Annotated in this window: 25 protein-coding genes and 3 tRNA genes; 26 read left to right on the top strand and 2 right to left on the bottom strand. The window is 72.6% G+C overall.

Annotated elements, in window-relative coordinates:
* The first annotated feature begins 119 nt into the window (after nucleotides 1-119).
* From ACIGXM_RS24355 to ACIGXM_RS24275, 17 genes are all read left to right on the top strand, one after another.
* Complete coding sequence (locus tag ACIGXM_RS24355) at nucleotides 120-566, top strand: ATP-binding protein (RefSeq protein ID WP_396564230.1); 447 nt, start codon at nucleotides 120-122, stop codon at nucleotides 564-566.
* Nucleotides 567-686: 120 nt separating this feature from the next.
* Complete coding sequence (locus ACIGXM_RS24350) at nucleotides 687-1,142, top strand: hypothetical protein (RefSeq protein WP_396564229.1); 456 nt, start codon at nucleotides 687-689, stop codon at nucleotides 1,140-1,142.
* Entirely contained in the window at nucleotides 1,139-1,453 is a 315-nt protein-coding gene (locus ACIGXM_RS24345) for a hypothetical protein (protein WP_396564227.1), read from the top strand. Before ACIGXM_RS24350 ends, ACIGXM_RS24345 begins: the two co-directional genes overlap by 4 nt.
* 266 nt (nucleotides 1,454-1,719) lie before the next feature.
* Nucleotides 1,720-2,022 (top strand): hypothetical protein, encoded by a 303-nt coding sequence (locus tag ACIGXM_RS24340; protein ID WP_396564225.1) that lies wholly within the window; start codon nucleotides 1,720-1,722, stop codon nucleotides 2,020-2,022.
* A 487-nt stretch (nucleotides 2,023-2,509) separates the two neighbouring features.
* A complete protein-coding gene (locus ACIGXM_RS24335) occupies nucleotides 2,510-2,815 on the top strand; it encodes an RDD family protein (protein ID WP_396564223.1) in 306 nt (101 codons plus the stop codon).
* A 425-nt stretch (nucleotides 2,816-3,240) separates the two neighbouring features.
* On the top strand, nucleotides 3,241-3,531 hold the full coding sequence (locus ACIGXM_RS24330; protein ID WP_396564221.1) for a hypothetical protein: 291 nt from the start codon (nucleotides 3,241-3,243) through the stop codon (nucleotides 3,529-3,531).
* A gap of 611 nt (nucleotides 3,532-4,142) precedes the next feature.
* Nucleotides 4,143-4,439, top strand: coding sequence for a YcxB family protein (locus tag ACIGXM_RS24325; protein ID WP_396564220.1), 297 nt, complete (start codon nucleotides 4,143-4,145; stop codon nucleotides 4,437-4,439).
* Between the two features lie 401 nt (nucleotides 4,440-4,840).
* Complete coding sequence (locus ACIGXM_RS24320; RefSeq protein ID WP_396564218.1) at nucleotides 4,841-5,641, top strand: TIGR03936 family radical SAM-associated protein; 801 nt, start codon at nucleotides 4,841-4,843, stop codon at nucleotides 5,639-5,641.
* A gap of 419 nt (nucleotides 5,642-6,060) precedes the next feature.
* Nucleotides 6,061-9,507, top strand: a complete 3,447-nt coding sequence (locus ACIGXM_RS24315) for an Rne/Rng family ribonuclease (protein WP_396564216.1) — start codon at nucleotides 6,061-6,063, stop codon at nucleotides 9,505-9,507.
* Nucleotides 9,508-9,782: 275 nt separating this feature from the next.
* Nucleotides 9,783-10,097, top strand: a complete 315-nt coding sequence (gene rplU, locus ACIGXM_RS24310; protein ID WP_396564214.1) for a 50S ribosomal protein L21 — start codon at nucleotides 9,783-9,785, stop codon at nucleotides 10,095-10,097.
* 16 nt (nucleotides 10,098-10,113) lie between these two features.
* Nucleotides 10,114-10,371 carry a 50S ribosomal protein L27 gene (rpmA, locus tag ACIGXM_RS24305; protein WP_030058248.1) on the top strand — a complete coding sequence of 86 codons (258 nt, stop codon included), beginning with the start codon at nucleotides 10,114-10,116 and terminating at the stop codon, nucleotides 10,369-10,371.
* Between the two features lie 122 nt (nucleotides 10,372-10,493).
* Nucleotides 10,494-11,969, top strand: coding sequence for a GTPase ObgE (gene obgE / locus ACIGXM_RS24300; protein ID WP_396564212.1), 1,476 nt, complete (start codon nucleotides 10,494-10,496; stop codon nucleotides 11,967-11,969).
* Between the two features lie 100 nt (nucleotides 11,970-12,069).
* On the top strand, nucleotides 12,070-13,206 hold the full coding sequence (gene proB, locus ACIGXM_RS24295) for a glutamate 5-kinase (RefSeq protein WP_396564210.1): 1,137 nt from the start codon (nucleotides 12,070-12,072) through the stop codon (nucleotides 13,204-13,206).
* A 44-nt stretch (nucleotides 13,207-13,250) separates the two neighbouring features.
* A complete protein-coding gene (locus tag ACIGXM_RS24290; protein ID WP_396564327.1) occupies nucleotides 13,251-13,745 on the top strand; it encodes a hypothetical protein in 495 nt (164 codons plus the stop codon).
* A 59-nt stretch (nucleotides 13,746-13,804) separates the two neighbouring features.
* Nucleotides 13,805-15,103 carry a glutamate-5-semialdehyde dehydrogenase gene (locus ACIGXM_RS24285; RefSeq protein ID WP_396564208.1) on the top strand — a complete coding sequence of 433 codons (1,299 nt, stop codon included), beginning with the start codon at nucleotides 13,805-13,807 and terminating at the stop codon, nucleotides 15,101-15,103.
* Nucleotides 15,104-15,170: 67 nt separating this feature from the next.
* Nucleotides 15,171-15,743 carry a hypothetical protein gene (locus ACIGXM_RS24280; RefSeq protein ID WP_396564206.1) on the top strand — a complete coding sequence of 191 codons (573 nt, stop codon included), beginning with the start codon at nucleotides 15,171-15,173 and terminating at the stop codon, nucleotides 15,741-15,743.
* A gap of 77 nt (nucleotides 15,744-15,820) precedes the next feature.
* Nucleotides 15,821-16,885 (top strand): hypothetical protein, encoded by a 1,065-nt coding sequence (locus ACIGXM_RS24275; protein WP_396564204.1) that lies wholly within the window; start codon nucleotides 15,821-15,823, stop codon nucleotides 16,883-16,885.
* 9 nt (nucleotides 16,886-16,894) lie between these two features.
* On the opposite strand, the gene ACIGXM_RS24270 is transcribed toward ACIGXM_RS24275, so the two are convergent.
* Complete coding sequence (locus tag ACIGXM_RS24270) at nucleotides 16,895-17,992, bottom strand: M48 family metallopeptidase (protein WP_396564202.1); 1,098 nt, start codon at nucleotides 17,990-17,992, stop codon at nucleotides 16,895-16,897.
* A 185-nt stretch (nucleotides 17,993-18,177) separates the two neighbouring features.
* Between ACIGXM_RS24270 and ACIGXM_RS24265 the strand changes: the two genes are divergently transcribed.
* From ACIGXM_RS24265 to ACIGXM_RS24225, 9 genes are all read left to right on the top strand, one after another.
* Nucleotides 18,178-18,324, top strand: coding sequence for a hypothetical protein (locus ACIGXM_RS24265; protein ID WP_396564200.1), 147 nt, complete (start codon nucleotides 18,178-18,180; stop codon nucleotides 18,322-18,324).
* Nucleotides 18,325-18,459: 135 nt separating this feature from the next.
* On the top strand, nucleotides 18,460-18,606 hold the full coding sequence (locus tag ACIGXM_RS24260) for a hypothetical protein (RefSeq protein WP_396564198.1): 147 nt from the start codon (nucleotides 18,460-18,462) through the stop codon (nucleotides 18,604-18,606).
* Nucleotides 18,607-18,711: 105 nt separating this feature from the next.
* Nucleotides 18,712-19,332 carry a nicotinate-nucleotide adenylyltransferase gene (gene nadD / locus ACIGXM_RS24255; protein WP_396564196.1) on the top strand — a complete coding sequence of 207 codons (621 nt, stop codon included), beginning with the start codon at nucleotides 18,712-18,714 and terminating at the stop codon, nucleotides 19,330-19,332.
* 69 nt (nucleotides 19,333-19,401) lie between these two features.
* On the top strand, nucleotides 19,402-21,153 hold the full coding sequence (locus ACIGXM_RS24250) for a LytR C-terminal domain-containing protein (RefSeq protein ID WP_396564194.1): 1,752 nt from the start codon (nucleotides 19,402-19,404) through the stop codon (nucleotides 21,151-21,153).
* Between the two features lie 85 nt (nucleotides 21,154-21,238).
* Nucleotides 21,239-21,682 carry a ribosome silencing factor gene (rsfS, locus tag ACIGXM_RS24245; RefSeq protein ID WP_396564192.1) on the top strand — a complete coding sequence of 148 codons (444 nt, stop codon included), beginning with the start codon at nucleotides 21,239-21,241 and terminating at the stop codon, nucleotides 21,680-21,682.
* Nucleotides 21,679-22,326, top strand: a complete 648-nt coding sequence (locus tag ACIGXM_RS24240) for a histidine phosphatase family protein (protein WP_396564325.1) — start codon at nucleotides 21,679-21,681, stop codon at nucleotides 22,324-22,326. Before rsfS ends, ACIGXM_RS24240 begins: the two co-directional genes overlap by 4 nt.
* A 127-nt stretch (nucleotides 22,327-22,453) precedes the next feature.
* A tRNA-Ala gene (locus ACIGXM_RS24235) sits at nucleotides 22,454-22,526 on the top strand.
* A 37-nt stretch (nucleotides 22,527-22,563) separates the two neighbouring features.
* Nucleotides 22,564-22,636, top strand: a tRNA-Ala gene (locus ACIGXM_RS24230).
* 170 nt (nucleotides 22,637-22,806) lie between these two features.
* Nucleotides 22,807-22,879: transfer RNA gene (locus tag ACIGXM_RS24225), tRNA-Ala, on the top strand.
* Nucleotides 22,880-22,944: 65 nt separating this feature from the next.
* Here the strand turns inward: ACIGXM_RS24225 and ACIGXM_RS24220 are convergent.
* Nucleotides 22,945-24,222, bottom strand: coding sequence for an MFS transporter (locus ACIGXM_RS24220; RefSeq protein WP_396564190.1), 1,278 nt, complete (start codon nucleotides 24,220-24,222; stop codon nucleotides 22,945-22,947).
* Nucleotides 24,223-24,271: the final 49 nt, after the last annotated feature.

The raw sequence follows: 24,271 nt of genomic DNA, 5'->3' as shown, positions 1-24,271 counted from the left end.
ACCACGGTTCAACACCCCTTTCGACAGTACTCCGGAGGGACCCCTGGGTGTTGCCTAGATGTACAGCTTCTGCGCTTCCTGCGACGGAAGTTGATGGTGAGTCACAAGGGAGCGGGTGCGTGACCATCTCCAGGATCGAGCTGGACGGGAGGCCGCCTGTTTCGGGTGGCTCGGAGGCGGGTTGGCTTCGGCGTAGTGCCAAGTCGGCGGGGCTTGCGCGGCAGATGCTCGCGTGTCTGCTGGGCCGGGTGGCCGGCGGGGAGCGGTTCGCCGAGTCGGGTGCCGTTGTGGTGGCCGAGTTGGTGTCCAATGCGGTGCGGCACGGAACGCGGCCGAGTCAACTCGTCTGGGTGCAGTTGGAAGTTGACCCGGTGCGGCTGCGGATCGAGGTGCACGACGCGAGCAGTGTCCGCCCGGTGGTGTTGACGGCAGGCGTGGACGGCGAGCACGGGCGCGGCCTGGTGCTGGTCGACTCGCTCTCGCATCGCTGGGGTTGCTGTCCGCGCCGGGCCGGTATCGGGAAGATCGTTTGGTCTGAGATCAAGGGGACGCGGAGTGATCTTTAAGGTGCGTTGCCACTACTGCGGGGCAGGCCTGGCGAACGCGCCGGTGCGGGATGTCCAGGTCGGTCGGCGCTGGGTGAAGGTCCACGCCTACCACCCCCGGGAGCACGGGGAGGTGTCACGGTGACGGACGGAGTGACGGCGGGCATGGAGCGTCCGGCGGAACGCTTCCCCCGGATCGCCTTCGAGCTGGGCCGGGCTCGGATGGATGCCGCGTACTGGGACGGCTGGGAGGCGGGAGACGGGCCTCCGCTCGGGGAGTTGGACCACGGTGCGCTGCTGATCGTGGCCGGTCGGGCGCTCAAGCACGTGGAGGCGTTGCTCGCACTGCTGGAGGACATCGAGACCGCGATTCCTGATCCCCGGCCGACGACGCTGGAGGAGGTGATCGCGCCGATCCGGGCCTATCTGGCCTGGGCCCTCGACGTCGATGGACCTCTGGGGGACGGCGCGCACCTCCTGGAGGACTTCCGCCGGGTCGGGCAGCCGACCGTGCGCGCTGCCGTGGAACTGGAAGTACTCGGACCGGGCGGTAACGGATCCGTCCCCCGGCCTGGCGAGAGGAGCAGTGACAGGTGACCGGCGAGATCGAAATCACGGAGACAGGGACGGTGTTCGGCCCGGTGGTCGTGGAGCTGACCGGCGTCACACAGCCGGCCACGTTCGACCGGGTCTCGGACGCCCTGGCGGCCCTGTGGGCGTCGATGCGGGCCCTGCCACTGGACCGCACCACCTACCTGGCCTACGAGCACTTCCTGACCCGGCCGGACGCCGAAGAACGGGCGATCGAGTTCGCGGCGCAACCGGGCGGCCTGGTGCTGTCCTTCGGACTCGGCGACGGCACCCACCTGCTCAAGCTGCGCCCCGCCCGGCCGGTGGCGACGTCATGACGTGATGAGCTGGGCGCGGCCGACTCCTCTGCCCTTCCCTGGTCGGCCGTGACCCTGGGCCTGGGTACTGCTCTCGTCCCGGTGAGTACCCGGGCCCGCCCCCGCCCCTGGCAGGAGCAAGGACAACCGAAGAAAGCGAACCGGACCACCCCCTTTCCTTGGCGGGTACGGGGTGGTCCGGTGGGTGTGAACCCGGTGCCGATGGTACCGGGATCTTCGGCATGTCCGTGCACAAATGGGCGCCATATGCCAACAAAACAAGGGAGTTGAGAGCACTGCACGGGGATGAGGAGGCCGCCGGGGCCTGGGACGACGTCCTGGACCCGGACAGGTGGCTGTGGCTGCCCGGCGTGGACTACGTGGCCGGCTGGCGGGCGGCACGTAAGGAGGCCGAGGAGGTTAACGCGCTGCTGCTGGCGTGTGGGGTGGAACGGTCGGCACTTCGGGCGGTCGCAGACACCGACGCGCAGGGGCATGGCGTGGTCCGACTGGTCGGCGGGCCAGAGGGCCGGCTGCTCTTGGGGCGGTTGCTCGACCTGGCCGCCGCAGCGCGGGACGACGTCGCCTGACCTTGTCCCGGCACTGGTGTGGAGCCTGGCCTCCTCGACTCCGACGTAGGAGCGAGTCTCGCCCCGGCAGTCTGTTCTAGTTCGCCCAGATTCGTTGCGATGCAAGCGCGTTGGCGTTAGACGCGTGAGGGGTGATGGCGCATGTCAAGCATGGGACCGGATGGACATAGCGGACCGTCGTGGCCGGACGGCAGGCCGCCTGAGCCGCCTGCCTGTGCGCCTACGGGGATGGGCTGGGCTGCGGCGGGGCCGGGGTGGGTGCCGACGGGGTTACCTCCGGGATGGGTGCCGCAGGGAGCGCCGCCGAGTGCGTGGGTGGTGAGCGGCTCGCCGTCGGCGTCTGGTGCGGGGCCGGCGGCGGGGTGGGGTCCTGTCTGGTGGGGGATGCCGGGGACGGTCCCGGTGGGTGCTGCTCCGGTCGGTGGTCCGGTGCCGGTGCCGGTGGCTGCGGTGCGGGCGTGCTGTGGTGAGTGCGTTCGGTGGGCAGGTGGACGCGTTCTCGGCGGGTTACTACGTGATCTTCGGTGGGTGGTGGCTGTGGCAGTGGGCGCTGCGGGGCCGGACGGGGCAGACGCTCGGTCAGCAACTCGTTGGTGTGCGGGTGGTGGACGCGGAGACGGGGCAGCCGATCGGACCGGCGCGCAGCGTGCTGCGGAGTCTGGCGCACGTGATGGACGTGCTGCCGATCGGGTTGGGGCTGGTGCGGCCGGTGTGGAGCCGGTACCGGCAGACGTGGGCGGACACGGTGATGCGCACGGTCGTGATCGAGGTCGATCCGCAGCGCCAAACCTGACCCAGGGGCTGGGAGAGGGCGGGCGTCTTCATGGCGCCAAGGGGGCCTCGCGCGGGGTGGCCCGGCCGCCAGGCCGCATGCCCGGCCGGGCGGCTGGGGCCGCCCGGCGGCGCGGCAGCGCCGCCGCTTGAGGAAGCGAAGAAGATTTGCGGCGGCCCCTTCGGAGAGCCGACGGGTTTGGCTTGGTGGTGCTGGAGCCGTTCGCCTGTTGCCGTGATCGAGGCTTCGATTTCCTTGGACCGGAGGGCCACCCGGCGGTGAGATGGCAAGCGGCGCCAGCAGCGGCGATCTCGTCGCCGGGGTGATGTGACTGAGCCCCGTCGGCTCGGCTTGGGTTCACTCTTCTGCCTGGATAGCAGGCTGCTTCGTATGGGGACTACTTGTGCGGCAGATTCGCCATCCCACCCCCCGATCCGGAGGATCCCTTGAAGCGAGCGCTTCATGCGGCTGGTGTCGCACTCACCGCCGCCGCCCTGTGTCTGACCACCGCCATCAGCGCCAGTGCCGCCACTGGACAGCTCGTCCTCGACGGCAAGGTGATCAACAACCCGAGCGGCTGTTACAACTCGGACAGATGGCCGCTGTTTGTCGACAACCGCACCGATCAGCCCGTCCTCGTCTTCGACGGCCAGAACTGCCAGGGGCGTGTGCTCCAGGTGGTCGATCCCGGTGACGATGCTGTCTCCGTGTTCGGCCACAGCGTACAAGTCCCCTGATGGCGCCCCGAGGCTCCTGTGCGTGAACCTGGAGGCCCCCTCTCCGGGGCCTCCAGCGCACCTGTTCGGGCCACTTGCGGCAGTAACCACAGCGGGTCGCCCCAGCACACGGTTGCGGAGTGTCGGGGCCTTCGGAGGCAGTCCAGCCACGTTGGGCAGTAGCCACCCCTGTCTGCTTGTCCGTCTCCGCGGTCACCCACCGAGACTCAGGACCGCTGGGGCTCACTACGGTCCGCACTGTCTACACGGTGCCGCACGCGAAGCGCGTCCGGCCATCGTCCGTGACCGGTGGCCCCGGCGCGTCAGCCCACCAGGGGCTGCCCAGTGCGCTCCTGCTGGCTGGCGCTGAGGTACCACTCTTCGTGAAGGCTGACCTTTTCAGGCAAGCGGCCCCTGTTGCTGAAGGTGTCCACGTGCTGTCAGCATCTGAGCCCGTGCACATAGAAACATCTTTCCAGTACAGCCGTGCCGAGCTCTTGCACATGGTTCGAGTCGCTCGGCGGCGCTGGTGGGCCGCGCGTTACTCCGCCACTGGTCTGTGTATCGCAATAGCCTGCGTGCCGGCTCTGCCCCTTCAGTTCAGGGTGGGCCTGGCGGCAGGTGGCCTGGCAATGGCGATGCTCACTGAGCTGACTCTCCGGCGCGCTGCACGTCTCGGCACGAAGCACGACGCCAACGCCCCGCGCACCTTCGTGATCACCGCTGAGGCGTTCACCTCCCAGTCGGGAGCAGTGACGCGCTCGCTGGACTGGTCCCGGATGCACTCGGTACGCCGCAAGGGCGACTGGTGGCATCTGCACGCTTCCGAGAAGATGTTCCAGCTGCTGCCCGTGCGCGCCTTCACCGATGACCAGCGCGCAGAGTTCGAGAGCTTTCTTGTGACACGTGGATGGGGGACTGCCTCATAGGACTCAGCGGTGACGGACTTGTCTGTCTGGGCCCTGCTGCATGGGTGTCCCACGACGCTACCGAAAGGTGAAAGCGTGCTCAGCCGCTACTCGCACGGCTGGGCGCGTTTCTGCACGGCCATTCAAATCGGCCCGACGGGCAAGAAGCTGCTGCCGCTGACGGTCGTCAAGCAGTAGCTCGATCCGGGTGGGGGCGCGGGCCACGGCGCGCGCTCCCACCGGGGTCGCGTCCGCCGGAGCGCGCCGGGCTCGGCGCGAGCCCGCCGACCGGGCGCGTACCCTTTGACCTGACAGAGTCCGGACGAACGCGCAGGACAACGCGCTGCCGGACGCGGCCACTGACGAAGGACTGAGCGACCCTGGCACGCCGCATGCCCGACGGCCCGCCTCCCGCACCGACGGTGCAGCGCATCCGTCTGCGCTACACCAAGCGGGGCCGTCTGCGTTTCACCAGCCACCGTGACTTCCAGCGCGCCTTCGAGCGGGCGCTGCGCCGGTCCGCCGTCCCGATGGCGTACTCGGCCGGGTTCACCCCGCACCCCAAGGTGTCGTACGCCAACGCGGCGCCCACTGGGGTGGCCAGCGAGGCCGAGTACCTGGAGATCGGTCTGGCCGACTTCCGCGACCCGCAGGAGCTCCGTGCCCAGCTGGACGAATCGCTCCCGGCGGGCCTGGACGTCATCGACGCGGTCGAGGTCCGCACCCCGAACTTCGTGGAGCGGCTGGAGGCCTCCCAGTGGGAGATCCGGCTCGACGGGGTGACCGAGGAGGAGGCCGGCCGCGCGGTCGAACTCTTCCTGGCGGCCGAGCGGGTCGAGGTGGAACGGCAGACCAAGAACGGGTTGCGGGTCTTCGACGCGCGCGGTGCGGTGGCCGGCTTCGCGCTGGTTCCCGGCGGGAGCGGTGTTGGTCCGCTCGGGGAATCCGTGGCCACCTCCGATGTTCGGACCACCGGTCCCTGTGCGATACTGCGCCTGGTAGTACGACACGCCACACCCGCCGTACGACCAGACGACGTCTTGTCCGGTCTTCGTGCGACGGCCGACCTCGCGCCGCCGGTCCCCGCTGAGGTGACCAGGCTGGCGCAGGGGCCGCTCGACGAGGAGACCGGCACGGTGACCGACCCGCTGGCGCTCGACCGCGCTGCGGCCCAGGCCGTCCCTACCGAGACCGCCGGGCCGCAGGCCGTAGCGTCCGCCTAGCGGGCGGAGCCGAGGACCGGTCCAACCACCCGGTCCTGCGTGCTCCAGGCCCCCGCGGCTCCCCAGGGGAGCGAGCGTCGTCGCGCAGAGGCCATTCCTCCGGTGGCTCATCGGCCCGAGGGCAGATGGGCCCCAGGAAACCCCGCCGCCCGCAGGGCCGGCGGGACCCGCCCAGGGAGCCACCCGGGGTTGTGGGGCGGCGCAGCTAGGGAAAACCTGAGAAGACTGGTCAGACCAGAAGACTTTCGACACCCCGCACCAGCGGGGCGCCGAGCGAGACTACGAGCCCCTGTGCGGCCTCGCGTCCGCACGGCGGCGCTGTGGAGAGTCGGCCGGGGCGCCGAGCGCCCGGGGCCGGCCACCGGTGCCGCGCCGTGCCCGGATGCGGAGCCCGGGGGCCTGACGGGAGATCCACCCGCATGCCTGAGAACAACGACCCGCAGCAGAGCGCGGGCGACGATACCGCCGGCGACACCTCCGCCGTCCCGCCGCGCCGCCGCCGGCGCGCGGTGTCCCGCCCGGCCGGCGCCCCGCAGGGCGCGGCCACGGAGCGCGCCGAGACCGTGATTTCGGCGGAGAACGCCGCCGAGGTTCCCGCCGTCGAGACCCTGGCCGCCGAGGCGCCGGTCGTCGAGCCGGAGAAGCCGGTGCGGGCGCGCCGGACCCGTAAGCGGGCGGAGGCGCCGGCCGGTGCCCCGGTGGTGGCCGAGCCGGCCCCCGTGGAGGCCGTCGAGCCGGCGGCCGAGCAGCCCGCCGAGCCGGAGAAGCCGGTGCGGGCCCGGCGGACCCGCAAGCGCACCGAGACCGCGCCGGTCCCCGAGACCCCCGTCGCCGAGGCTCCGGCCGTCGAGGCCGAAACCCCCGCCACCCCGGCCGCAGAGGCCACTGAGGCGGAGAAGCCGGTGCGGGCGCGCCGGACCCGTAAGCGGGCGGAGGCGCCGGCCGGTGCCCCGGTGGCGGCCGAGCCGGCCCCCGTGGAGATCGTCGAGCCGGTGGCCGAGGTCGCCGAGCCCGAGGAGACCGAGGAGGAGCCGGTCGCCGAGCAGCCGGTCGAGCCCGCCCCGGAGCCGGTGGCCGAGGCCCCGCGCGCCCGCCGACGGGCGGTCCGCCCGTCCACCGCGATCTTCCAGGCGCCGGTCTTCCAGGAGCCGACCGCCTACACCCCGCCCGCCGCGCCGGCACCCGCCGCCACCCCGGCCGAGGCCCCCGCCGCGCCGGCCGCCGCGCCGGCCGCCGCGGAGGACGAGGAGTTCGAGTACAGCGGCGTCGGCCGGCGCCGCCGCGGCCGCACCGCGGTCCGGGTGGCCGGCCCGGTCCGCCCGCCGGTCGCCGAGGCACCGGTCGCCAAGGTCGCCGAGGCACCGGCGGCCGGGGCCGTCGAGCCCGTCGAGGCCCCGGCCGCCGGCCCGGAGCAGGAGGCGGAGTGGGAGGAGGACGGCCGCCCCTCGCGTCGTCGTCGCCGGGGTGGCCGCCGCCGCCGTCGTGGTGAGGCCGAGGAGTTCGAGCCGGAGGCCCAGGAGGCCGAGCAGACCGCCGAGGCCGAGGCGCCGGTCGAGGCCGGCGCCGAGGAGGAGGAAGAGGACGAGCTGGCCGGTGGCCTGGCCTCCTCGCGTCGTCGCCGTCGCCGTCGCCGCCGCAGCGGGGACACCGGTCCGGAGCTGGCCGCGGAGACCGCCGAGGACGGTGTCCGCACGGTCGTGAAGGTTCGCGAGCCGCGCCGCCGCTCCACCGAGCCGTCCTTCGACCCGGACGAGGTGCAGTCGATCAAGGGCTCCACCCGCCTGGAGGCCAAGAAGCAGCGCCGCCGCGAGGGCCGCGAGCTGGGCCGCCGCCGGGTGCCGATCATCACCGAGGCCGAGTTCCTGGCCCGCCGCGAGTCGGTCGAGCGGGTCATGGTGGTCCGGCAGAACGGCGAGCGCACCCAGATCGGCGTCCTGGAGGACGGCGTCCTGGTCGAGCACTACGTCAACAAGGAGCAGGCCACCTCGTACGTCGGCAACGTCTACCTGGGCAAGGTCCAGAACGTGCTGCCGTCGATGGAGGCCGCGTTCGTGGACATCGGCAAGGGCCGCAACGCGGTGCTGTACGCCGGTGAGGTGAACTTCGGGCAGCTCGGCCACAGCGGTCCGCGCCGGATCGAGTCGGTGCTGAAGTCCGGCCAGTCCGTGCTGGTGCAGGTCTCCAAGGACCCGATCGGCCACAAGGGCGCCCGGCTGACCAGCCAGATCTCGCTGCCCGGCCGCTACCTGGTCTACGTGCCCGAGGGCTCGATGACCGGCATCAGCCGCAAGCTGCCGGAGAACGAGCGGGCCCGCCTGAAGCAGATCCTCAAGAAGATCGTCCCGGACGACGCGGGCGTCATCGTGCGCACCGCCGCCGAGGGCGCCAGCGAGGAGGAGCTCACCCGCGACGTGCAGCGGCTGCAGTCGCAGTGGGAGGAGATCCAGAAGAAGGCGGCCAGCGGCAACGCGCCGACCCTGCTGTACGGCGAGCCGGACATGACCGTCCGGGTGGTCCGCGACATCTTCAACGAGGACTTCAGCAAGGTCATCGTCTCCGGTGACGAGGCGTGGAACACCATCCACGAGTACGTCTCCTCGGTCGCCCCGGACCTGGCCGAGCGGCTGCAGAAGTGGACCTCCACGGTCGACGTCTTCGCCACCTACCGGATCGACGAGCAGCTGATGAAGGCGCTGGACCGCAAGGTCTGGCTGCCGAGCGGCGGCTCGCTGGTGATCGACCGGACCGAGGCGATGGTCGTGGTCGACGTCAACACCGGCAAGTTCGTCGGCCAGGGCGGCAACCTCGAGGAGACCGTCACCCGCAACAACATCGAGGCGGCCGAGGAGATCGTCCGCCAGCTGCGGCTGCGCGACCTCGGCGGCATCATCGTGATCGACTTCATCGACATGGTGCTGGAGTCCAACCGCGACCTGGTGCTGCGCCGGCTGCTGGAGTGCCTGGGCCGGGACCGGACCAAGCACCAGGTGGCCGAGGTCACCTCGCTGGGCCTGGTGCAGATGACCCGCAAGCGGGTCGGCCAGGGGCTGCTGGAGTCCTTCTCCGAGTCCTGCGTGCACTGCAACGGCCGCGGTGTGATCGTCCACATGGAGCAGCCCACCTCGCCGGGTGGCGGTGGCGGCCCGGTGGGCACCTCCGGCGAGGCCGCGGCCGGCGGCGGCAAGCGCCGCCGGCGCGGCAAGGGCGGGGCCGCGGTCGAGGAGCCGCAGCCGGTCGAGGCCGAGCTGGCCGCGGAGCACGAGCACGAGGAGTTCGAGCTGGTCCCGACGGTCGAGGTCGCCCCGGCCATGGAGGAGGCCGTCGAGGCTGCCCCGGCCGTCGAGGAGGCCGAGCCGGCCGCGGCGCAGCCGGAGCCGGTCGTCGCCGAGCAGCCGAGCCTGGTCGAGATCGCGCCCGCCCCGGCCCCCGCGGCCGGTCGCACCCGCCGCCGTGCGGTGCGCAAGGCGACCGCGCCGGCCGGTGCGCCGGGCGAGGCCGAGATCGTGGTGCTGCAGTCCCGGGCCGAGGCCGCGATGCAGGCCGCGTTCGCCGCCGCCGAGGCGCCGAAGCAGGCTGTCGAGGAGGCCGCGGCCGTCGAGGAGGTCGTCGAGGAGGCTCAGGTCGCCGAGGCGATCGCGGAGGCCGCCGAGACCGCCGTCGCCGCGGAGCCGTCCGAGGCCGAGCCGGTCGAGGAGGCCCCCGCGCCGAAGAAGCGGGCCCCGCGCAAGGCCGCCGCGAAGAAGACCGTCGCCGCCAAGAAGACGACGACGGCGAAGAAGACCACCGCCCGCAAGACCGCCACCAAGCGGACCAGCGCGGCGGCCAAGAAGGCGGCCGCTGCCGAGGGTGATACGGCGGCGGAGTAGGACCTGGGCGTCCCCCGGGCGAGCGGCCGCGTGTCGCTTGCCCGGGGGCGCGGTCCGGCCCGAGCCGGCCGGCGTGCCCCGCGGCACCCGGCCGGTCCGTACGGTCCGGTTTGCCCTGTCGGCGACCGATCCGTATTCTTGACCATCGGCGTGTCTCACGCCTGCTCCCGAGCGGATCACCTCCCGGATCGCCCAGCGACCGGGGGAGGCGCCTGTGTCCATACCCAGGTGCTGGCATCGAGAGTTCCGACCGAGTTAGAGAAAGCAGGTACCGCATGTACGCGATCGTTCGCGCTGGCGGCCGCCAGCACAAGGTCGCCGTCGGCGACGTGCTGGAGATTGACCGTGTTGACGCCAAGCCGGGTGACTCGGTGGAGTTCTCGACCATCCTGATCGTCGACGGTGAGGCTGTCACCTCCGACCCCTGGGTGCTCGCCGGCGTGAAGGTTCACGCCGAGGTCGTCGACCACACCAAGGGCGACAAGATCACCATCCTGCGCTACAAGAACAAGACCGGCTACCGTCGGCGCCAGGGTCACCGCCAGCGCCACACCGCCGTCCGCATCACGAGCATCGACTCCGCGAAGTAAGTAAGGGGATAGCGAGATGGCACACAAGAAGGGCGCAAGCTCTACCCGCAACGGCCGTGACTCGAACGCCCAGCGCCTCGGCGTGAAGCGCTTCGGCGGCCAGGTCGTCAGCGCCGGCGAGATCCTGGTCCGCCAGCGTGGCACCCACTTCCACCCGGGTGCGGGCGTCGGTCGCGGTGGCGACGACACCCTGTTCGCGCTGACCGCCGGTGCGGTTCAGTTCGGCAACCGTCGCGGCCGCAAGGTCGTCAACATCGTGGCCGTCGAGGCCTGATTCCACTGACGCCGCGTCACTGACGCGGCTCGGTTGGATCCTGGAGGGTGGACCGGAACATTCCGGTCCACCCTCGCTGTTTCACCCCCCGTTGTTCTTCCCCCGGCTTGGAGGCCACCGTCATGACCACCTTCGTGGACCGCGTCGAACTGCATGTCGCCGCGGGTAACGGGGGCCACGGCTGCGCCTCCGTGCACCGGGAGAAGTTCAAGCCGCTCGGCGGGCCGGACGGCGGCAACGGCGGCGAGGGCGGCAGTGTCACCCTGGTCGTCGACGCCAACATCACCACCCTGCTCGAGTACCACCACTCGCCCAAGCGCAAGGCCACCAACGGCAAGCCGGGCGCGGGCGGCCACCGCACCGGTGCCAACGGCGAGGACCTGGAGCTGCCGGTGCCGGACGGCACCGTGGTGCTGGACAAGCAGGGCAACGTGCTGGCCGACCTGGTCGGCCACGGCACCACCTTCGTCGCCGCGGCCGGCGGTCGCGGCGGGCTCGGCAACTCGGCGCTGGCCTCGGCCCGTCGCAAGGCCCCCGGCTTCGCGCTGCTCGGCGAGCCGGGCGAGGCCCGCGACATCGTGATGGAGCTCAAGTCCGTCGCCGACGTCGCCCTGGTGGGGTACCCGAGCGCCGGCAAGTCCTCGCTCATCTCGGTGCTCTCCGCGGCCAAGCCGAAGATCGCCGACTACCCGTTCACCACCCTGATCCCCAACCTGGGCGTGGTCACCGCCGGCGAGACGGTCTACACCATCGCCGACGTCCCGGGGCTGATCCCGGGCGCCAGCCAGGGCAAGGGCCTGGGTCTGGAGTTCCTGCGGCACGTCGAGCGCTGCTCGGTGCTGGTGCACGTGCTGGACTGCGCCACCCTGGAGCCGGGCCGCGACCCGCTCACCGACCTGCAGACCATCGAGGCCGAGCTGGCCGAGTACGGCGGCCTGGAGGACCGGCCGAGGCTGGTCGCGCTCAACAAGGTGGACGTCCCGGACGGCCAGGACATCGCCGACCTCACCCGGGCCTCCCTGGAGGAGCGCGGCTACCAGGTCTTCGAGGTCTCCGCCGCCTCCCGGGCCGGGCTGCGCGAGCTGAGCTTCGCGCTGGCGAAGATCGTCGCCGACGCGCGGGCCGCCAAGCCGGTCCAGGAGGCGACCCGGATCGTGCTGCGGCCCAAGGCCGTGGACGACGCCGGCTTCACCGTCACCGAGGAGGACGGCGCCTACCGGGTGCGCGGTGTCAAGCCGGAGCGCTGGGTCCGGCAGACCGACTTCAGCAACGACGAGGCCGTCGGCTACCTGGCCGACCGGCTGGCCCGCCTCGGTGTCGAGGAGGAGCTGTGGAAGGTCGGCGCGCACGAGGGCGACACCGTCATCATCGGCCCGGACGAGAACGCGGTGGTCTTCGACTGGGAGCCCACCATGGCCGCCGGTGCCGAGATGCTCGGCCGGCGCGGTGAGGACCACCGCTTCGAGAGCCCGCGTCCGGCGGTCGACCGCCGCCGCGAGAAGCAGAAGGGCCGGGACGCCGCCGAGGCCGAGTTCCTCGCCTTCGAGGCGCTCTCCTCGGGCCGCCCGGCGGTCGAGGGCGACGACGAGGACTGCTGAGTCACCGTCACGTCCCAGCGGGTGATATCCGGTACGGGCCGGTGCGGCTTTTCGCGTAGATTGCGCGCAAAGACGCACCGGTACGGATGAGGGACGGCTGATGAGCGAGCAGGAACTGCGGCAGGACGTGCTGACCGCGCGGCGGATCGTGGTCAAGGTCGGCTCGTCCTCGCTCACCACGGCGGCCGGCGGGCTGGACGCCGACCGGGTGGACGCCCTGGTGGACGCGCTCGCCAAGGTGCTCGGCCGGCCGCGGCCGCCGGAGGTGGTGCTGGTCTCCTCCGGGGCGATCGCCGCCGGGCTCGCCCCGCTCGGGCTGGACCGGCGCCCGAAGGACCTGGCCCGCCAGCAGGCCGCCGCCAGCGTCGGCCAGGGCCTGCTGGTGGCCCGCTACACCGCCTCGTTCGCCCGCTACGGCCTGCGGGTCGGCCAGGTGCTGCTGACCGCCGAGGACGCCAGCCGCCGGGCCCACTACCGCAACGCCTACCGCACCCTGGACCAGCTGCTGGCGATGGGCGCCGTCCCGATCGTCAACGAGAACGACACGGTGGCCACCGCGGAGATCAAGTTCGGTGACAACGACCGGCTGGCCGCCCTGGTCGCCCACCTGGTCCGGGCCGATCTGCTGATCCTGCTCTCGGACGTGGACGGCCTCTACGACGGCGACCCGAGCCGCCCGGGCAGCAGCCGGATCGCCGAGGTGCACGGCCCGCAGGACCTCGCCGGCATCGAGATCGGCAGCGCCGGCAAGGCCGGGGTGGGCACCGGCGGCATGGTGACCAAGGTCGAGGCGGCCCGGATCGCCACCGGCGCCGGCATCCCGGTGGTGCTCACCGCCGCCCGGCACGCCGCCGACGCGCTGGCCGGCCGTCCCACCGGCACGCTCTTCACCCGGACCGGCTCACGGACCGCCGACCGGCTGCTCTGGCTGGCCCACGCGAGCAGCCCGCGCGGCGCCCTGCACCTGGACGCCGGCGCGGTGCGCGCGGTCGTGGAGGGCGGCAAATCACTGCTGCCGGCCGGGGTCACCGGAGTGGACGGCGACTTCGCCGCGGGTGATCCGGTGGACCTTCTTGCCGAAAACGGCCACATCGTCGCGCGTGGGCTGGTCAACTTTGATGCGAGGGAGCTGCCGCGCCTGCTCGGCCGGTCGACGCGAGACCTGGCCCAGGAACTCGGCGCCGCCTACGAGCGCGAGGTCATCCACCGGGACGACCTGGTCGTGCTGCGGGGCTGACGGGAGCAGCGTCGGACAGGAGGCCGCCGGTGGGACGCAGGCGCATGGAGGCGCTGCCCGGAGCGACGGCCGGGCCGCGGAGCCCGGGGCGGACCGCGGGGGAGCGCGGCGCCACCGTCCGTGAGCTGCGCCCGGGGATCGGCACGGGTCAGCCCGGCGAGGTCGCGCGGCCGAGCGACGCCGCGGAGGGGACCGAGCAGGGCCGGCTCTGGCACGTGGTGCTCAGCGTCGCGGGCGAGGCCACCCCGCTGGCCGCGCTGCGGGCCTCGCTGGAGCGGCTGGCGCACGACCACTCGTTCTTCCTGACGGCCCGTTACGCGGCCGACCACGCCGAGATCCGCTACTGGGAGCAGGCCCGCGACCTGCATGACGCGGCTGCCATCGCGCTGCGGCTCTGGGGCGAGCACAAGGCCAGCGCCAAGCTGCCGCCGTGGGAGATCGTCGGCCTGGAGGTGGTCGACCGGGCCACCTACCACCAGCGGGTCGCGGAGGGCTTCGGTGATCCGCCGCCGCAGCTGGGCAGCGTCCACCCGTACTAGCCGTCTCAGCGGGTGGTTGACCGGCCCGGCGGGTCCGGAGAAGTGACTACCCTGCAGGCATGACTACCGACAGCCCCGTCCTCGCCACCGCGCGCCGCGCCCGTACGGCCGCCGCCGCACTCGCCCCGCTGCCGCGCTCGGCCAAGGACGCCGCGCTGCTGGCGATCGCCGACGCCCTGGTGGCCCGCAGCGCCGAGATCACCGCTGCCAACGCGGAGGACGTCGAGCGGGCCCGGGCGGCCGGCACCCCGGAGTCGGTGGTCGACCGGCTCAGCCTCACCACCGAGCGGGTGGCCGCGATCGCCGCGGACGTCCGCCAGGTGGTCGGCCTGCCGGACCCGGTGGGCGAGGTGGTGCGCGGCTACACGCTGCCCAACGGGCTGGACGTCCGCCAGGTCCGGGTGCCGCTGGGCGTGGTCGGGATCATCTACGAGGCCCGCCCGAACGTCACGGTGGACGCCGCCGCGCTCTGTCTGAAGTCCGGTAACGCGGTGCTGCTGCGCGGCTCGGCCTCCGCCTACCGCTCCAACACCGCGCTGGTCGAGGTGCTGCGGGAGGCCGTCGCCTCCGCCGGGCTGCCGGCCGACGCGATCCAGCTGGTCCCGGGCGAGAGCCGGGACTCGGTCACCGAGCTGATGCGCGCCCGCGGCCTGGTCGACGTGCTGATCCCGCGCGGTGGGGCGGCGCTGATCAGGACGGTGGTGGAGGGCTCCACCGTGCCGGTGATCGAGACCGGCACCGGCAACTGCCACGTCTACGTGGACGCCCGGGCCGACCTCGCGGTGGCGGTGGGCATCCTGCTGAACTCCAAGGCCCAGCGGGTCAGCGTCTGCAACTCGGCGGAGACCCTGCTGGTCCACCAGGACGTCGCGGACGCCTTCCTGCCGCTCGCGCTGGAGGCGCTGGCCGAGGCCGGGGTGACCGTGCACGGGGACGCGGCGGTGCAGGAGGCGGCGGCGGGCGGCCCGGCCACGGTCGTGCCGGCCACCGAGGAGGACTGGGCGGCGGAGTACCTCTCGCTCGACCTGGCCGCCGCCGTGGTGCCCTCGCTGGACGCCGCGGTCGAACACATCCGGCGCTGGTCCTCGGGCCACACCGAGGCGATCGTCACCACCTCGCAGGCCGCCGCCCGCCGTTTCACCCAGCTGGTGGACGCCGCCGCGGTGGCCGTCAACGCCTCCACCCGGTTCACCGACGGGGCTGAGTTCGGTTTCGGCGCCGAGATCGGCATCTCGACCCAGAAGTTGCACGCCCGGGGCCCGATGGGGTTGCCCGAGCTGACCTCCACCAAGTACATCGTCACCGGCGACGGTCATGTCCGCGGCGAGGCCCGACAGACCGTCAGCGGATCCGAGTGAGCCGGTTCCAGGTTCCAAGTGCCGGGAGCCACAGACAAATCGCGCGACCGGTAATACGCTGAATCCCGTGGCTGAGGATGTGGGGGGCTTGCCGTACCCCGACGGCGCCGACCACGGTGGTGCGGACGACGAGTTCGCCACCGTGGTCCTTGATGAGGCCTTTGTCCGTTCCGCCGCCGTGCACGAGCCCAGCGCCAAGGAGCGGCAACTGGCCGCCGCCGAGGCGCGGCTGGAGCCGGAGGCGACCGTACCGGGCTGGGGGCTGGACCCACTCGGGACGGACGGGGTGCCGCTGGAGCTGCGCCCGCACCCCTCGGGCCTGGAGGACGACCGGATCTACACCGAGCCCTGGGTCGGCGCCGGGCGAACCGGCGGCCGGCGCGCGGTCCGCTGGCCGGGCTACAGCCCGCGCGGTCAGGTCGCCCAGCAGCGCTGGCACCGGCCGGTGGCCTGGGTGCTGGTGATGGTGATGGGAGTCAGCCTGGTGGCGGTCGCGGTGGCGGCCATCTACCGGGGCACCGGCGGCACGGGCAGCGCGCCCGGTCGGCGGCCCGAGGTCGGTACCAGCACGGTCGGCACCATCCCGGCGGCCGTCCCCGCCGGGCCGACGGTGTCGGCCGTGCCGCAGCCGGCCGGGTGAGTCCGGCCCGGCCCGCGGGCCAGGAACCTGCTCCCCGGGCCTCGTTCCGGACCGGCCGGCGGCTCTACCCTTGATGCATGGGTGACCCGGGTGAGCCTCCGGAGGGTGTGCCCGAGGGCGGTTCCGGAAGCGATGACGAGTATCGGTCCGTCGTTTTCGACGAGTCCTTCGTCCGTGCTGCCCGGATCACCGAACTCTCCGCCCAGGAACGGCTCGGCGGCGGCTTCTCGCACCCGGTCCGCCGCCGGCTCGGCCCACTCACCTCGCTGCCCCGGCAGGCGCTGACCCTGCTGCTGCTCATCGTGGTGGCCTTCGCCGCCGCCGTGTACTTCGGGGTCAGCGCGCCGCGCCGGGACGCCGGGCTGGCCGCCGGCACCCAGCTGACCACCGGGATCACCGCGCTGGCCCCGGCCAGCTCGACCGTGCCGGCGGTCTCCGGGCCCGACCCGTTCGGCTCGCTCAGCCCCGCGGCGGGCTACGCGGACGGCGCCGCGGGCCTCGGCCTGCCCGCGCCGACCGCCACCGCGCACTTCTCCAAGGCCCAGGTCGGCCGGGCACTGGCCGTCGTGCGCCGTTACCTGGAGGCCTCCGCGCTGTCGCCGGCGGTGTTGGTGCAGGGCGACACCTCGCCGGTCCGGGTGCTGCTGGCGCCGGCCGCGACGGGCCAGTTCGACGACAGCCTGGCCACGCCCACCGACGACCAGCACCACGAGCCGACCGGCTGGCTGGTCCGCTTCGACCCGGCCAGGGTCGCGTTGGCCTCGGACAACGTCAAGGTGGCCGGCAAGGTCACGGTGACCGAGGCGGACGCCGCCACCCTGGAGATCACCACCGACCACACCATGGTCTACGCCCTGCGGCCGGCCGGGACGGCGGTGAGCGGGCCGGTGAGCCTCTACTCCGTCCGCCGCGAGCTGCACTTCTACCTGGACGGGACGGACGTCGCGGCCGGCCAGCTGCAGCCCGTGGACGCGGTGCTGCAGGCCGGGCCGACCGCCTGCGGCAGCGTCCAGACCAGCTACCTCCAGCCGCTGCTGGCGGGGCCCGCCGGGCCGGCCGCGGGGGCGCCGGGCGCCGTCAACCCGGGCGACCGCTCGCAGCCGGCCTGGCAGCGGTGCTCGGTGCTGGCGCCCGGGTTCTGAGGGTCGCGGCTACTTCTCGTCGGTGCCCTGCGGGGCATCGGCGTCCCGCGGAGCCGAGCCGCGCGCGCCGGCGAAGGTGTCGCGGAGCTTGCCGCCGACCGAGCCGGCGCCGTCCGCGATGTCGCGCAGCAGGCCGAAGAGCGGGTCCCTGCTGTCCTTGATGGACTTGCCGTAGGAGTCCGCCGCGGCCTTCCACTGCTCGGAGACCGAGGTGTCCGGGTCGTCCTCGCGGCGCGGGTAGGCGCCGGCCAGGATCGAGCGGTACTCCTCGCCCTCCGACCACTGCTTCAGCTTGGCGACCCGGACCACCGCGAACGGGTGGGTCTGCGGCAGCACCTGGAGCAGCTTGAGCACGCCGTCGCGCAGGTCGCCGGCCTTCTCGTACTCCTCGGCCTGCTCCAGGAACGCGTCCACGTTCATCTCGCCCAGCCGGTGGCCGCCGGCCAGCTTCATCAGCCCGCGCATCGCCGCCTGCGGGTCCTGGCCGACCAGCAGACCCGCCCGGTCGCAGGAGAGTTCCGCCTTGCGGAACCACTCCTTGAGCGCGCTGACCAGAGCGGTGATCGCCAGGTTGCCCAGCGGGATCCAGCCGACCCGGCTGGCCAGGTTGGTGAGGATCAGCAGCATCGTCCGGTAGACCGCGTGGCCGGACATCGCGTGGCCGACCTCGTGGCCGATCACGGCCCGCAGCTCCTCCTCGTCCATCAGCTCGACCAGGCCGGTGGTCACCACGATGACCGGGCTGTCCATGCCGATGCACATCGCGTTGACGTCCGGATCCTGGGTGACGTAGAGGTCGGGCACCCGCTCCAGGTCCAGCGTGTACGCCGCGTCCCGGACCATGTCGTACAGCTCCGGGAACTGCCGCTCGGAGGTCTTCACCGCCGTGGCCAGGAACATCAGCCGGACGCTGCGCTCGGAGACCAGACCGGCCAGCTTCTTCAGGACCTCGTCGAAGCCGCTCAGCCGGCGCAGCGAGACCAGCGCGGAGCGGTCGGCCGGGTGCTCCCAGGCCCGGGTGGAGATGCCGGCGAAGCGCTGCCGCCGCCTGCTCGGGGTGTTGTCGCCGGTGTCGGGGCGGTCACTGCCGCGGTTGGACGTGGTCATGCTCTGAGTACCTCCTGCTCGACGCCGGTCCCGGCGGTCTGCCGGCCCCCGCTGCTCGACAACGTGTCTGCCCTGCGTACTCGTCCCCGGACTCAGCGTACGACCTGCGGGGGCGGTGGCTGCCGGCCGGGAGACCCGGGGCTACGCTGGATTTCCCAGCGACAACACCCCTAGGAGCTCCCCCGATGTCCCCTGAAGCCCTGGTGAACCTGGCAGCGATCTCCAATGCTCCGGGCCCGGGTCTCTTCCTGCGCCTTGTCGTGCTGGGCTCGATGGTCGGCGTCTGCCTGCTGGCGTGGATCATGGTGCGGGCCCACCGCGACGACGAGTGACACCTCACCCAAGGTCAGACGCGGGGAGCCGCCGAGCGGTTGCCGCGGGCGGCCCCGTACGATGACCCCGCGGCCGTCCCGGTCGCCGGGACCCGCGCGCTGGCCCGCCACCGAGTCGAGAAGGCCCTGCCGATCATGACCCACGCCGCTCTGCCCGCCCTCAGCACCCTCGCCGAGGGGGGCAACCACCCCAGCCTGCAGCCGGCGCTGACCGGCGGTAGCGCGCTCTTCATCCTGCTGCTGCTGCTCTTCATCACCACCCGGTTCAACAAGGACCGCTGACCCGCGCGGTCCGCAGGGGAGCGCCCGGTCCACCGGACGCTCCCTTCGGCGTACGCGGTGGGCGGGGCGATCGGCCGCCATTCGGGTCGCGTAAGGTGTGGCGGCATGGGAGAGAGCAGGCCGACAGCGAACCGGCGGCGCGAGCGGCTCGGCGTGATGGGCGGGACCTTCGACCCGATCCACCACGGTCACCTGGTCGCCGCCAGCGAGGTCGCCAGCGCGTTCCACCTCGATGAGGTGATCTTCGTGCCGACCGGGCAGCCGTGGCAGAAGAGTGACACGACGGTCTCGTCCGCCGAGGACCGCTACCTGATGACGGTGATCGCGACCGCCGAGAATCCGCAGTTCTCGGTCAGCCGGATCGACATCGACCGCCAGGGCCCCACCTACACCGTGGACACCCTGCGCGAACTGCGCGCCCTGCACCCCGACGCCGACCTGTTCTTCATCACCGGCGCGGACGCGCTCGCCCAGATCCTCTCCTGGCGCGACGCCGAGGAGCTCTTCTCGCTCGCCCACTTCATCGGCTGCACCCGTCCGGGGCACACGCTCTCGGACGCCGGCCTGCCCGCCGGTGGGGTGTCGCTGGTCGAGGTGCCCGCGCTGGCCATCTCCTCCACGGACTGCCGGGACCGGGTGGCCAAGGGTGAGCCGGTCTGGTACCTGGTCCCGGACGGAGTGGTCCGCTACATCGACAAGCGGGCGCTCTACAGGAACGCCGGCTGATCCGGCAGGCTGCGGACGTACGACGGCGGGGCGGCAGCCCGGCCCACACGGAAGACCTTGAGGGACGGCGTGACCGGAACGGCAGACCGCAGGGGGCCCGAGAACGGCGACTGGTCCGGCGGGCAGCACCCGCAGGCCCAGCAACAGGGGTACGAGCAGCAGCCGTACGACCCGTACCAGCAGCAGTCGGTCTACGACGGCTACGGGCAGCAGCAGGGCTACGTCCAGCCCTACCAGCAGCAGGGGTACGAGCAACAGCCGTACGACCCCTACCAGCAGCAACAGCAGCCGGTCTACGACGGGTACGGGCAGCAGCAGGGCTACGTCCAGCCCTACCAGCAGCAGGGGTACGAGCAACAGCCGTACGACCCGTACCAGCAGCAACAGCCCGTCTACGAGGCCTACCAGCAGCAGGCCTACCAGGCGCCCGCCGCTCCGGTCGCCCCCGCCGCCCCCGTCACGCCGGTGCCCCCGCGCCCGCGCCCGGCTCCCGGGGCGGAGTCGGCGAGTACCCCGTCCGAGCAGGTCGGCGGCCGCCGCAACATCCCGCAGCAGAGCCGGGAGAGCAGCCAGGACCCGTACCAGACCGGCGAGTTCACCTTCGTCGACGAGCCGGCCGAGGAGTCCGAGGACGTCATCGACTGGCTGAAGTTCGCCGAGTCGCGCACCGAGCGGCGTGACGAGCGCCGCCGCAGGCTGCGCACCCGGGTGATCGGCGCGGCGGTGGCCCTGGTGCTGCTGGCCGGCGGCGGCGCCGGCTACCTCTGGTACGCCGGCGCCTTCAGCGGCTCGCAGAGCGCCGCGGCGGCCGCCGGGTCGCGCAGCGTGATCGTCGTCCACCTGCGTGACCTGCAGGGCAACGTCAGCTCCGCGCTGCTGGTCAACGACGCCGCCGGGCACAAGGGTTCGGCCCTGTTGCTGCCGGACGACCTGATGCTGCCGTCCACTGGTGAATCGCCCGCCACCCCGGTCAACAAGGCGCTGGACGCGCTCGGTGCGGCCCCCACCCGGGACGCCCTGAGTAGCCTGCTCGGCGCCCCGGTGGCCGGCACCTGGCGGCTGGACACCCCCTACCTGCAGCTGCTGGTCTCCCAGCTCGGTGGGATCAAGGTGGACACCAACGCCCAGATCCTCGGCCCGGACGGCAAGGTGCTGGTCGAGCAGGGCAGCCAGCGCACCCTGACCGGCCAGGCCGCGGTGGCCTACGCCACCTACCAGGCACCCGGCGAGGGCCCGGACGCCCGGCTGGCCCGGTTCGGCCAGGTGCTCGACGCTCTGATCAACACCCTGCCCACCGACCTGCCGGACACCACCGACGACGTGAACCGGATGAACGCCGTGCTGGACCCGTCGCTGCCCGCGAAGGCGCTGGCCGGGATCCTCACCGAGCTCGCCCAGCAGGCCAAGGCCGGCCACTTCGGCTCCACCACGCTGCCGGTGAAGTCGGACGGCTCGCTGGACGCCAACACCGCCGGCCCGGTGGTCAGCCAGGTGCTCGGCGGCACCGTGCACGCCGCCGCGGTGACCAACGCCCCGGCCCGGGTCGGCATCCTGGACGCCAGCGGCAACGCCCAGGCGGCGCAGGCCGCCCAGATCCAGATCATCAACGCCGGCCTGAACTTCGTGGCCGGCGGGGGCACCGCGCCCAGCCCGCAGGCCAGCACCGAGATCCGTTACACCGACGACTCCCGGGCGGCCGCCGCGAAGGCGCTGGCGACCACCCTCAACCTGCCGCCGAGCGCGGTCCAGAAGACCACCAACCCGCAGACCGTGGACATCCTGGTGGTGCTCGGAAAGGACTACCAGCCGCCCCAGCAGTAGCCGGCCCCCGGACATCCGGCCGGGCCGGTGGCGCCGGCGTGAGATCCTGGGAGGCGAGAGAACGCCACCGAGCCGGAAGAACACCGTGACCGCAACAGACCGCTCGCAGGAAATGATCACCGTCGCCGCACAGGCGGCGGCCGACAAGCTGGCCCACAACGTGATCGCCTTCGACGTCAGCGACGTGCTGTCGATCACCGACGCCTTCCTGATCGCGTCGGCCGCCAACGACCGCCAGGTCAAGGCGATCGCCGAGGAGATCGAGGACCAGCTGCGCGAGCGGCTGGACATCAAGCCGGTGCGTCGCGAGGGCGAGCGCGAGGGCCGCTGGATCCTGCTCGACTACCTGGACATCGTGGTGCACGTCCAGCACGCCGAGGAGCGCTCCTTCTACTCGCTGGACCGGCTCTGGAAGGACTGCCCCGAGCTGCCGCTCCCCGAGGACGCCCTGGCCACCCGCAACCGTCCGGAGGAGGCCGTCACCGACCAGGCGGGCAACGCCGTCGGCTTCATCCAGGACTTCAGCTGACCGGCCGGGCGGGGGGACCGCGGATCGTCTTCTGGCGGCACGGCCAGACCTCCTGGAACCTGCAGTCGCGCTTCCAGGGCAGCACCGACATCCCGCTGACCGAGGCCGGGCTGTCCCAGGCCAAGCGGGCCGCCCGGCTGCTCGCCGGACTGCGCCCGGACCGGCTGATCTCCTCCGACCTGCAGCGGGCCGTCGACACCGCGGGTGAGCTGGCCCGGTTGACCGGGCTGGAGGTGAGCCACCACGAGGGCCTGCGGGAGACCTACGCCGGCGAGTGGCAGGGCCTGACCAACGCCGAGATCCGGGCCCGCTACCCCGAGCAGTACGCGGCGCACGGCCGTGGCGAGCCGGTGCGGCGCGGTGGCGGCGAGCTGAGCACCGAGGTCGCGGACCGGTCGGTGCCGGTGGTCCTGGAGGCGGTCGAGAAGCTGCCCGAGGACGGCACGCTGGTCGTGGTCAGCCACGGCGGCACCATCCGCACCATGCTCGGCCGGCTGCTCGGCCTGGAGCCGATGCAGTGGGAGTGCTTCGGCGGCCTGTCCAACTGCTGCTGGTCGGTGCTCGGCCAGGGGATCCGTGGCTGGCGCCTGCTGGAGCACAACGCGGGCACCCTGCCGGAGCCGGTGATGGGCGACGACACCTGAGGCCCGGCCTCAGCGGGAGTGGACGGCCTGGACCCCGGGATTTCGTAGTTCCGGGCCTGACCAGCTAGAGTCTTCCTCGTTCGCAGGAAAGAACGCGGCCCGGTCCGGGCGGCGGGGCTTCCTCCGAGGGGCTGTAGCTCAGTTGGTAGAGCGCTTGCATGGCATGCAAGAGGTCCGGGGTTCAATTCCCCGTAGCTCCACTCCGCACCCGGGGTCCGTGAGGGCCTGGCGTGTCGCGGGGCTGTAGCTCAGTTGGTAGAGCGCTTGCATGGCATGCAAGAGGTCCGGGGTTCAATTCCCCGTAGCTCCACAACGGATCGAAGGCCGGTACCCGATGGGTGCCGGCCTTCGTCGTCGTCCGGTCCGGTGGTGCGCCGCCCGGCCGGGGCGGTGCGGGAACCGATTCGTGGAGCACCCCGCCGACCGTGTAAAGTAAGACGTGTCGCCGCGGGAAACCGCCGGTGGCAAAAAAATGCACATGGGGCTGTAGCTCAGTTGGTAGAGCGCTTGCATGGCATGCAAGAGGTCCGGGGTTCAATTCCCCGTAGCTCCACAGTCGGCCGAGGGCCGCCTCCCGGTAGGGGAGGCGGCCCTCGGCCGTTCGTTCCTGCCGCTGCTTCAGACCGAACGGGCCGGCAGCGGCTTCGGACGGGACGTCAGGCGCGGCAGCACCGCGGCGGCCACGGTGATCGCGCCGAGCACCAGGAACGCCGTCCGGTAGCCCGAGTCCGCGGCCAGCCGGGAGACCAGCAGCGGCCCGGCGATCCCGGCGAGGCTCCAGCCGACCAGCATCAGCCCGTAGATCGCGCCGGCGTGCGCCAGGCCGAAGAACTCGGAGGCCGTGGCCGGCATGGTGGCGAACCCGCCGCCGAAGGAGAGGCAGACCAGCGCGGCCAGGGGCAGGAAGAGCGCCGGCGAGCCGACCTGGGAGAGCGCGATCAGGCCGAGGCCCTGGGTGAGCAGCATCAGCACGAAGGCGACCATCAGCCCGGTGCGCCCGGAGAGCCAGCCCCAGAGCGGGCGGCCGACGGTGTTGAAGACGCCCAGCGCGCCGGTCAGCGCGGCCGCGGCGGTCGGGCTGAGGCCGGTCAGGCTGCCGGCCGCGGGGGCGACCACCGCCAGCATGCTGATCCCGGCGGCGGTGTTGCAGAGCAGGATCAGGGTCAGCAGGTACCACTGCGGCGTGCGCAGCGCCTGGCCGGGCCGGTGGCCCGGGGCGGCGGACTGCGCGGGGAGGACCGCCGGCTTCGGCGGGTTCCGGAAGAACGCCGCGCCGGTCAGCGTGGTCAGCAGGAAGAGGCCGCCGAGGACCAGCAGCGCGCGGGCCGGGTCGGCGGAGTAGTGCGCCACCAGCGCGCGCATCAGCGGCGCGCCGAGCACCGAACCGAGCCCGAAGCCACCGGTGGCCACCCCGGCCGCCAACGCCCGGTGCGAGGGGAACCAGCGCTGCAGCAGGGTGGTCGGCACGATGTACCCCAGGCCCAGCCCGAACCCGCTGACCACGCCGTAGCCGAGCAGCACCAGCCAGAAGTCGCCCCGGCCGTCCGCGCAGCCGGCCAGCAGGAACCCGCCGGCGTAGAGCGCCCCGGCGAGCAGCGCGATCCCGCGCGGCCCGCGGCGGCCCATCAGCACGCCGCCCAGCACGGTGCCGAGGAAGACCAGGGCGTGCATGGTGGCGAACGGCAGCCCGGCCTCGTCCCGGCCCAGCGCGAAGCCGCTGTGCGGGGACTGCAGGCCCGCGGAGAGGATGCTCCAGGAGTAGACCGAGCCGTAGGCGAGCTGGTTGAGCACCACGGCGGCCGCCACCAGGCCCCGGCGGCGGCCGATCCGCCGGCGTGGCCTGGGTGTGGTCGGCGGCACGGCGAGGGGGTGGAGCAGAGTGGCAGAGCGCAGCAAGAGGTCACCGCTTCCGGGAGAGCCAGGGGGTTTCGGGCTGTGTTACGGC

Source organism: Kitasatospora sp. NPDC052896 (assembly GCF_044547075.1).
Classification (GTDB): Bacteria; Actinomycetota; Actinomycetes; order Streptomycetales; family Streptomycetaceae; genus Kitasatospora.
The sequence above is the reverse complement of the archived record's forward strand: the minus strand, read 5'-3'. Positions and strand labels throughout refer to the sequence as shown.

Excerpts from the sequence above, each read along its gene's own strand:
- ACIGXM_RS24325 (WP_396564220.1), top strand. The coding sequence starts at position 4,143 with ATGGCGATGCTCACTGAGCTGACTCTCCGGCGCGCTGCACGTCTCGGC.
- ACIGXM_RS24315 (WP_396564216.1), top strand. The coding sequence starts at position 6,061 with ATGCCTGAGAACAACGACCCGCAGCAGAGCGCGGGCGACGATACCGCC.
- rplU (WP_396564214.1), top strand. The coding sequence starts at position 9,783 with ATGTACGCGATCGTTCGCGCTGGCGGCCGCCAGCACAAGGTCGCCGTC.
- rpmA (WP_030058248.1), top strand. The coding sequence starts at position 10,114 with ATGGCACACAAGAAGGGCGCAAGCTCTACCCGCAACGGCCGTGACTCG.
- obgE (WP_396564212.1), top strand. The coding sequence starts at position 10,494 with ATGACCACCTTCGTGGACCGCGTCGAACTGCATGTCGCCGCGGGTAAC.
- proB (WP_396564210.1), top strand. The coding sequence starts at position 12,070 with ATGAGCGAGCAGGAACTGCGGCAGGACGTGCTGACCGCGCGGCGGATC.
- ACIGXM_RS24290 (WP_396564327.1), top strand. The coding sequence starts at position 13,251 with ATGGAGGCGCTGCCCGGAGCGACGGCCGGGCCGCGGAGCCCGGGGCGG.
- ACIGXM_RS24285 (WP_396564208.1), top strand. The coding sequence starts at position 13,805 with ATGACTACCGACAGCCCCGTCCTCGCCACCGCGCGCCGCGCCCGTACG.
- ACIGXM_RS24275 (WP_396564204.1), top strand. The coding sequence starts at position 15,821 with ATGGGTGACCCGGGTGAGCCTCCGGAGGGTGTGCCCGAGGGCGGTTCC.
- ACIGXM_RS24270 (WP_396564202.1), bottom strand. The coding sequence starts at position 17,992 with ATGACCACGTCCAACCGCGGCAGTGACCGCCCCGACACCGGCGACAAC.
- ACIGXM_RS24265 (WP_396564200.1), top strand. The coding sequence starts at position 18,178 with ATGTCCCCTGAAGCCCTGGTGAACCTGGCAGCGATCTCCAATGCTCCG.
- ACIGXM_RS24260 (WP_396564198.1), top strand. The coding sequence starts at position 18,460 with ATGACCCACGCCGCTCTGCCCGCCCTCAGCACCCTCGCCGAGGGGGGC.
- nadD (WP_396564196.1), top strand. The coding sequence starts at position 18,712 with ATGGGAGAGAGCAGGCCGACAGCGAACCGGCGGCGCGAGCGGCTCGGC.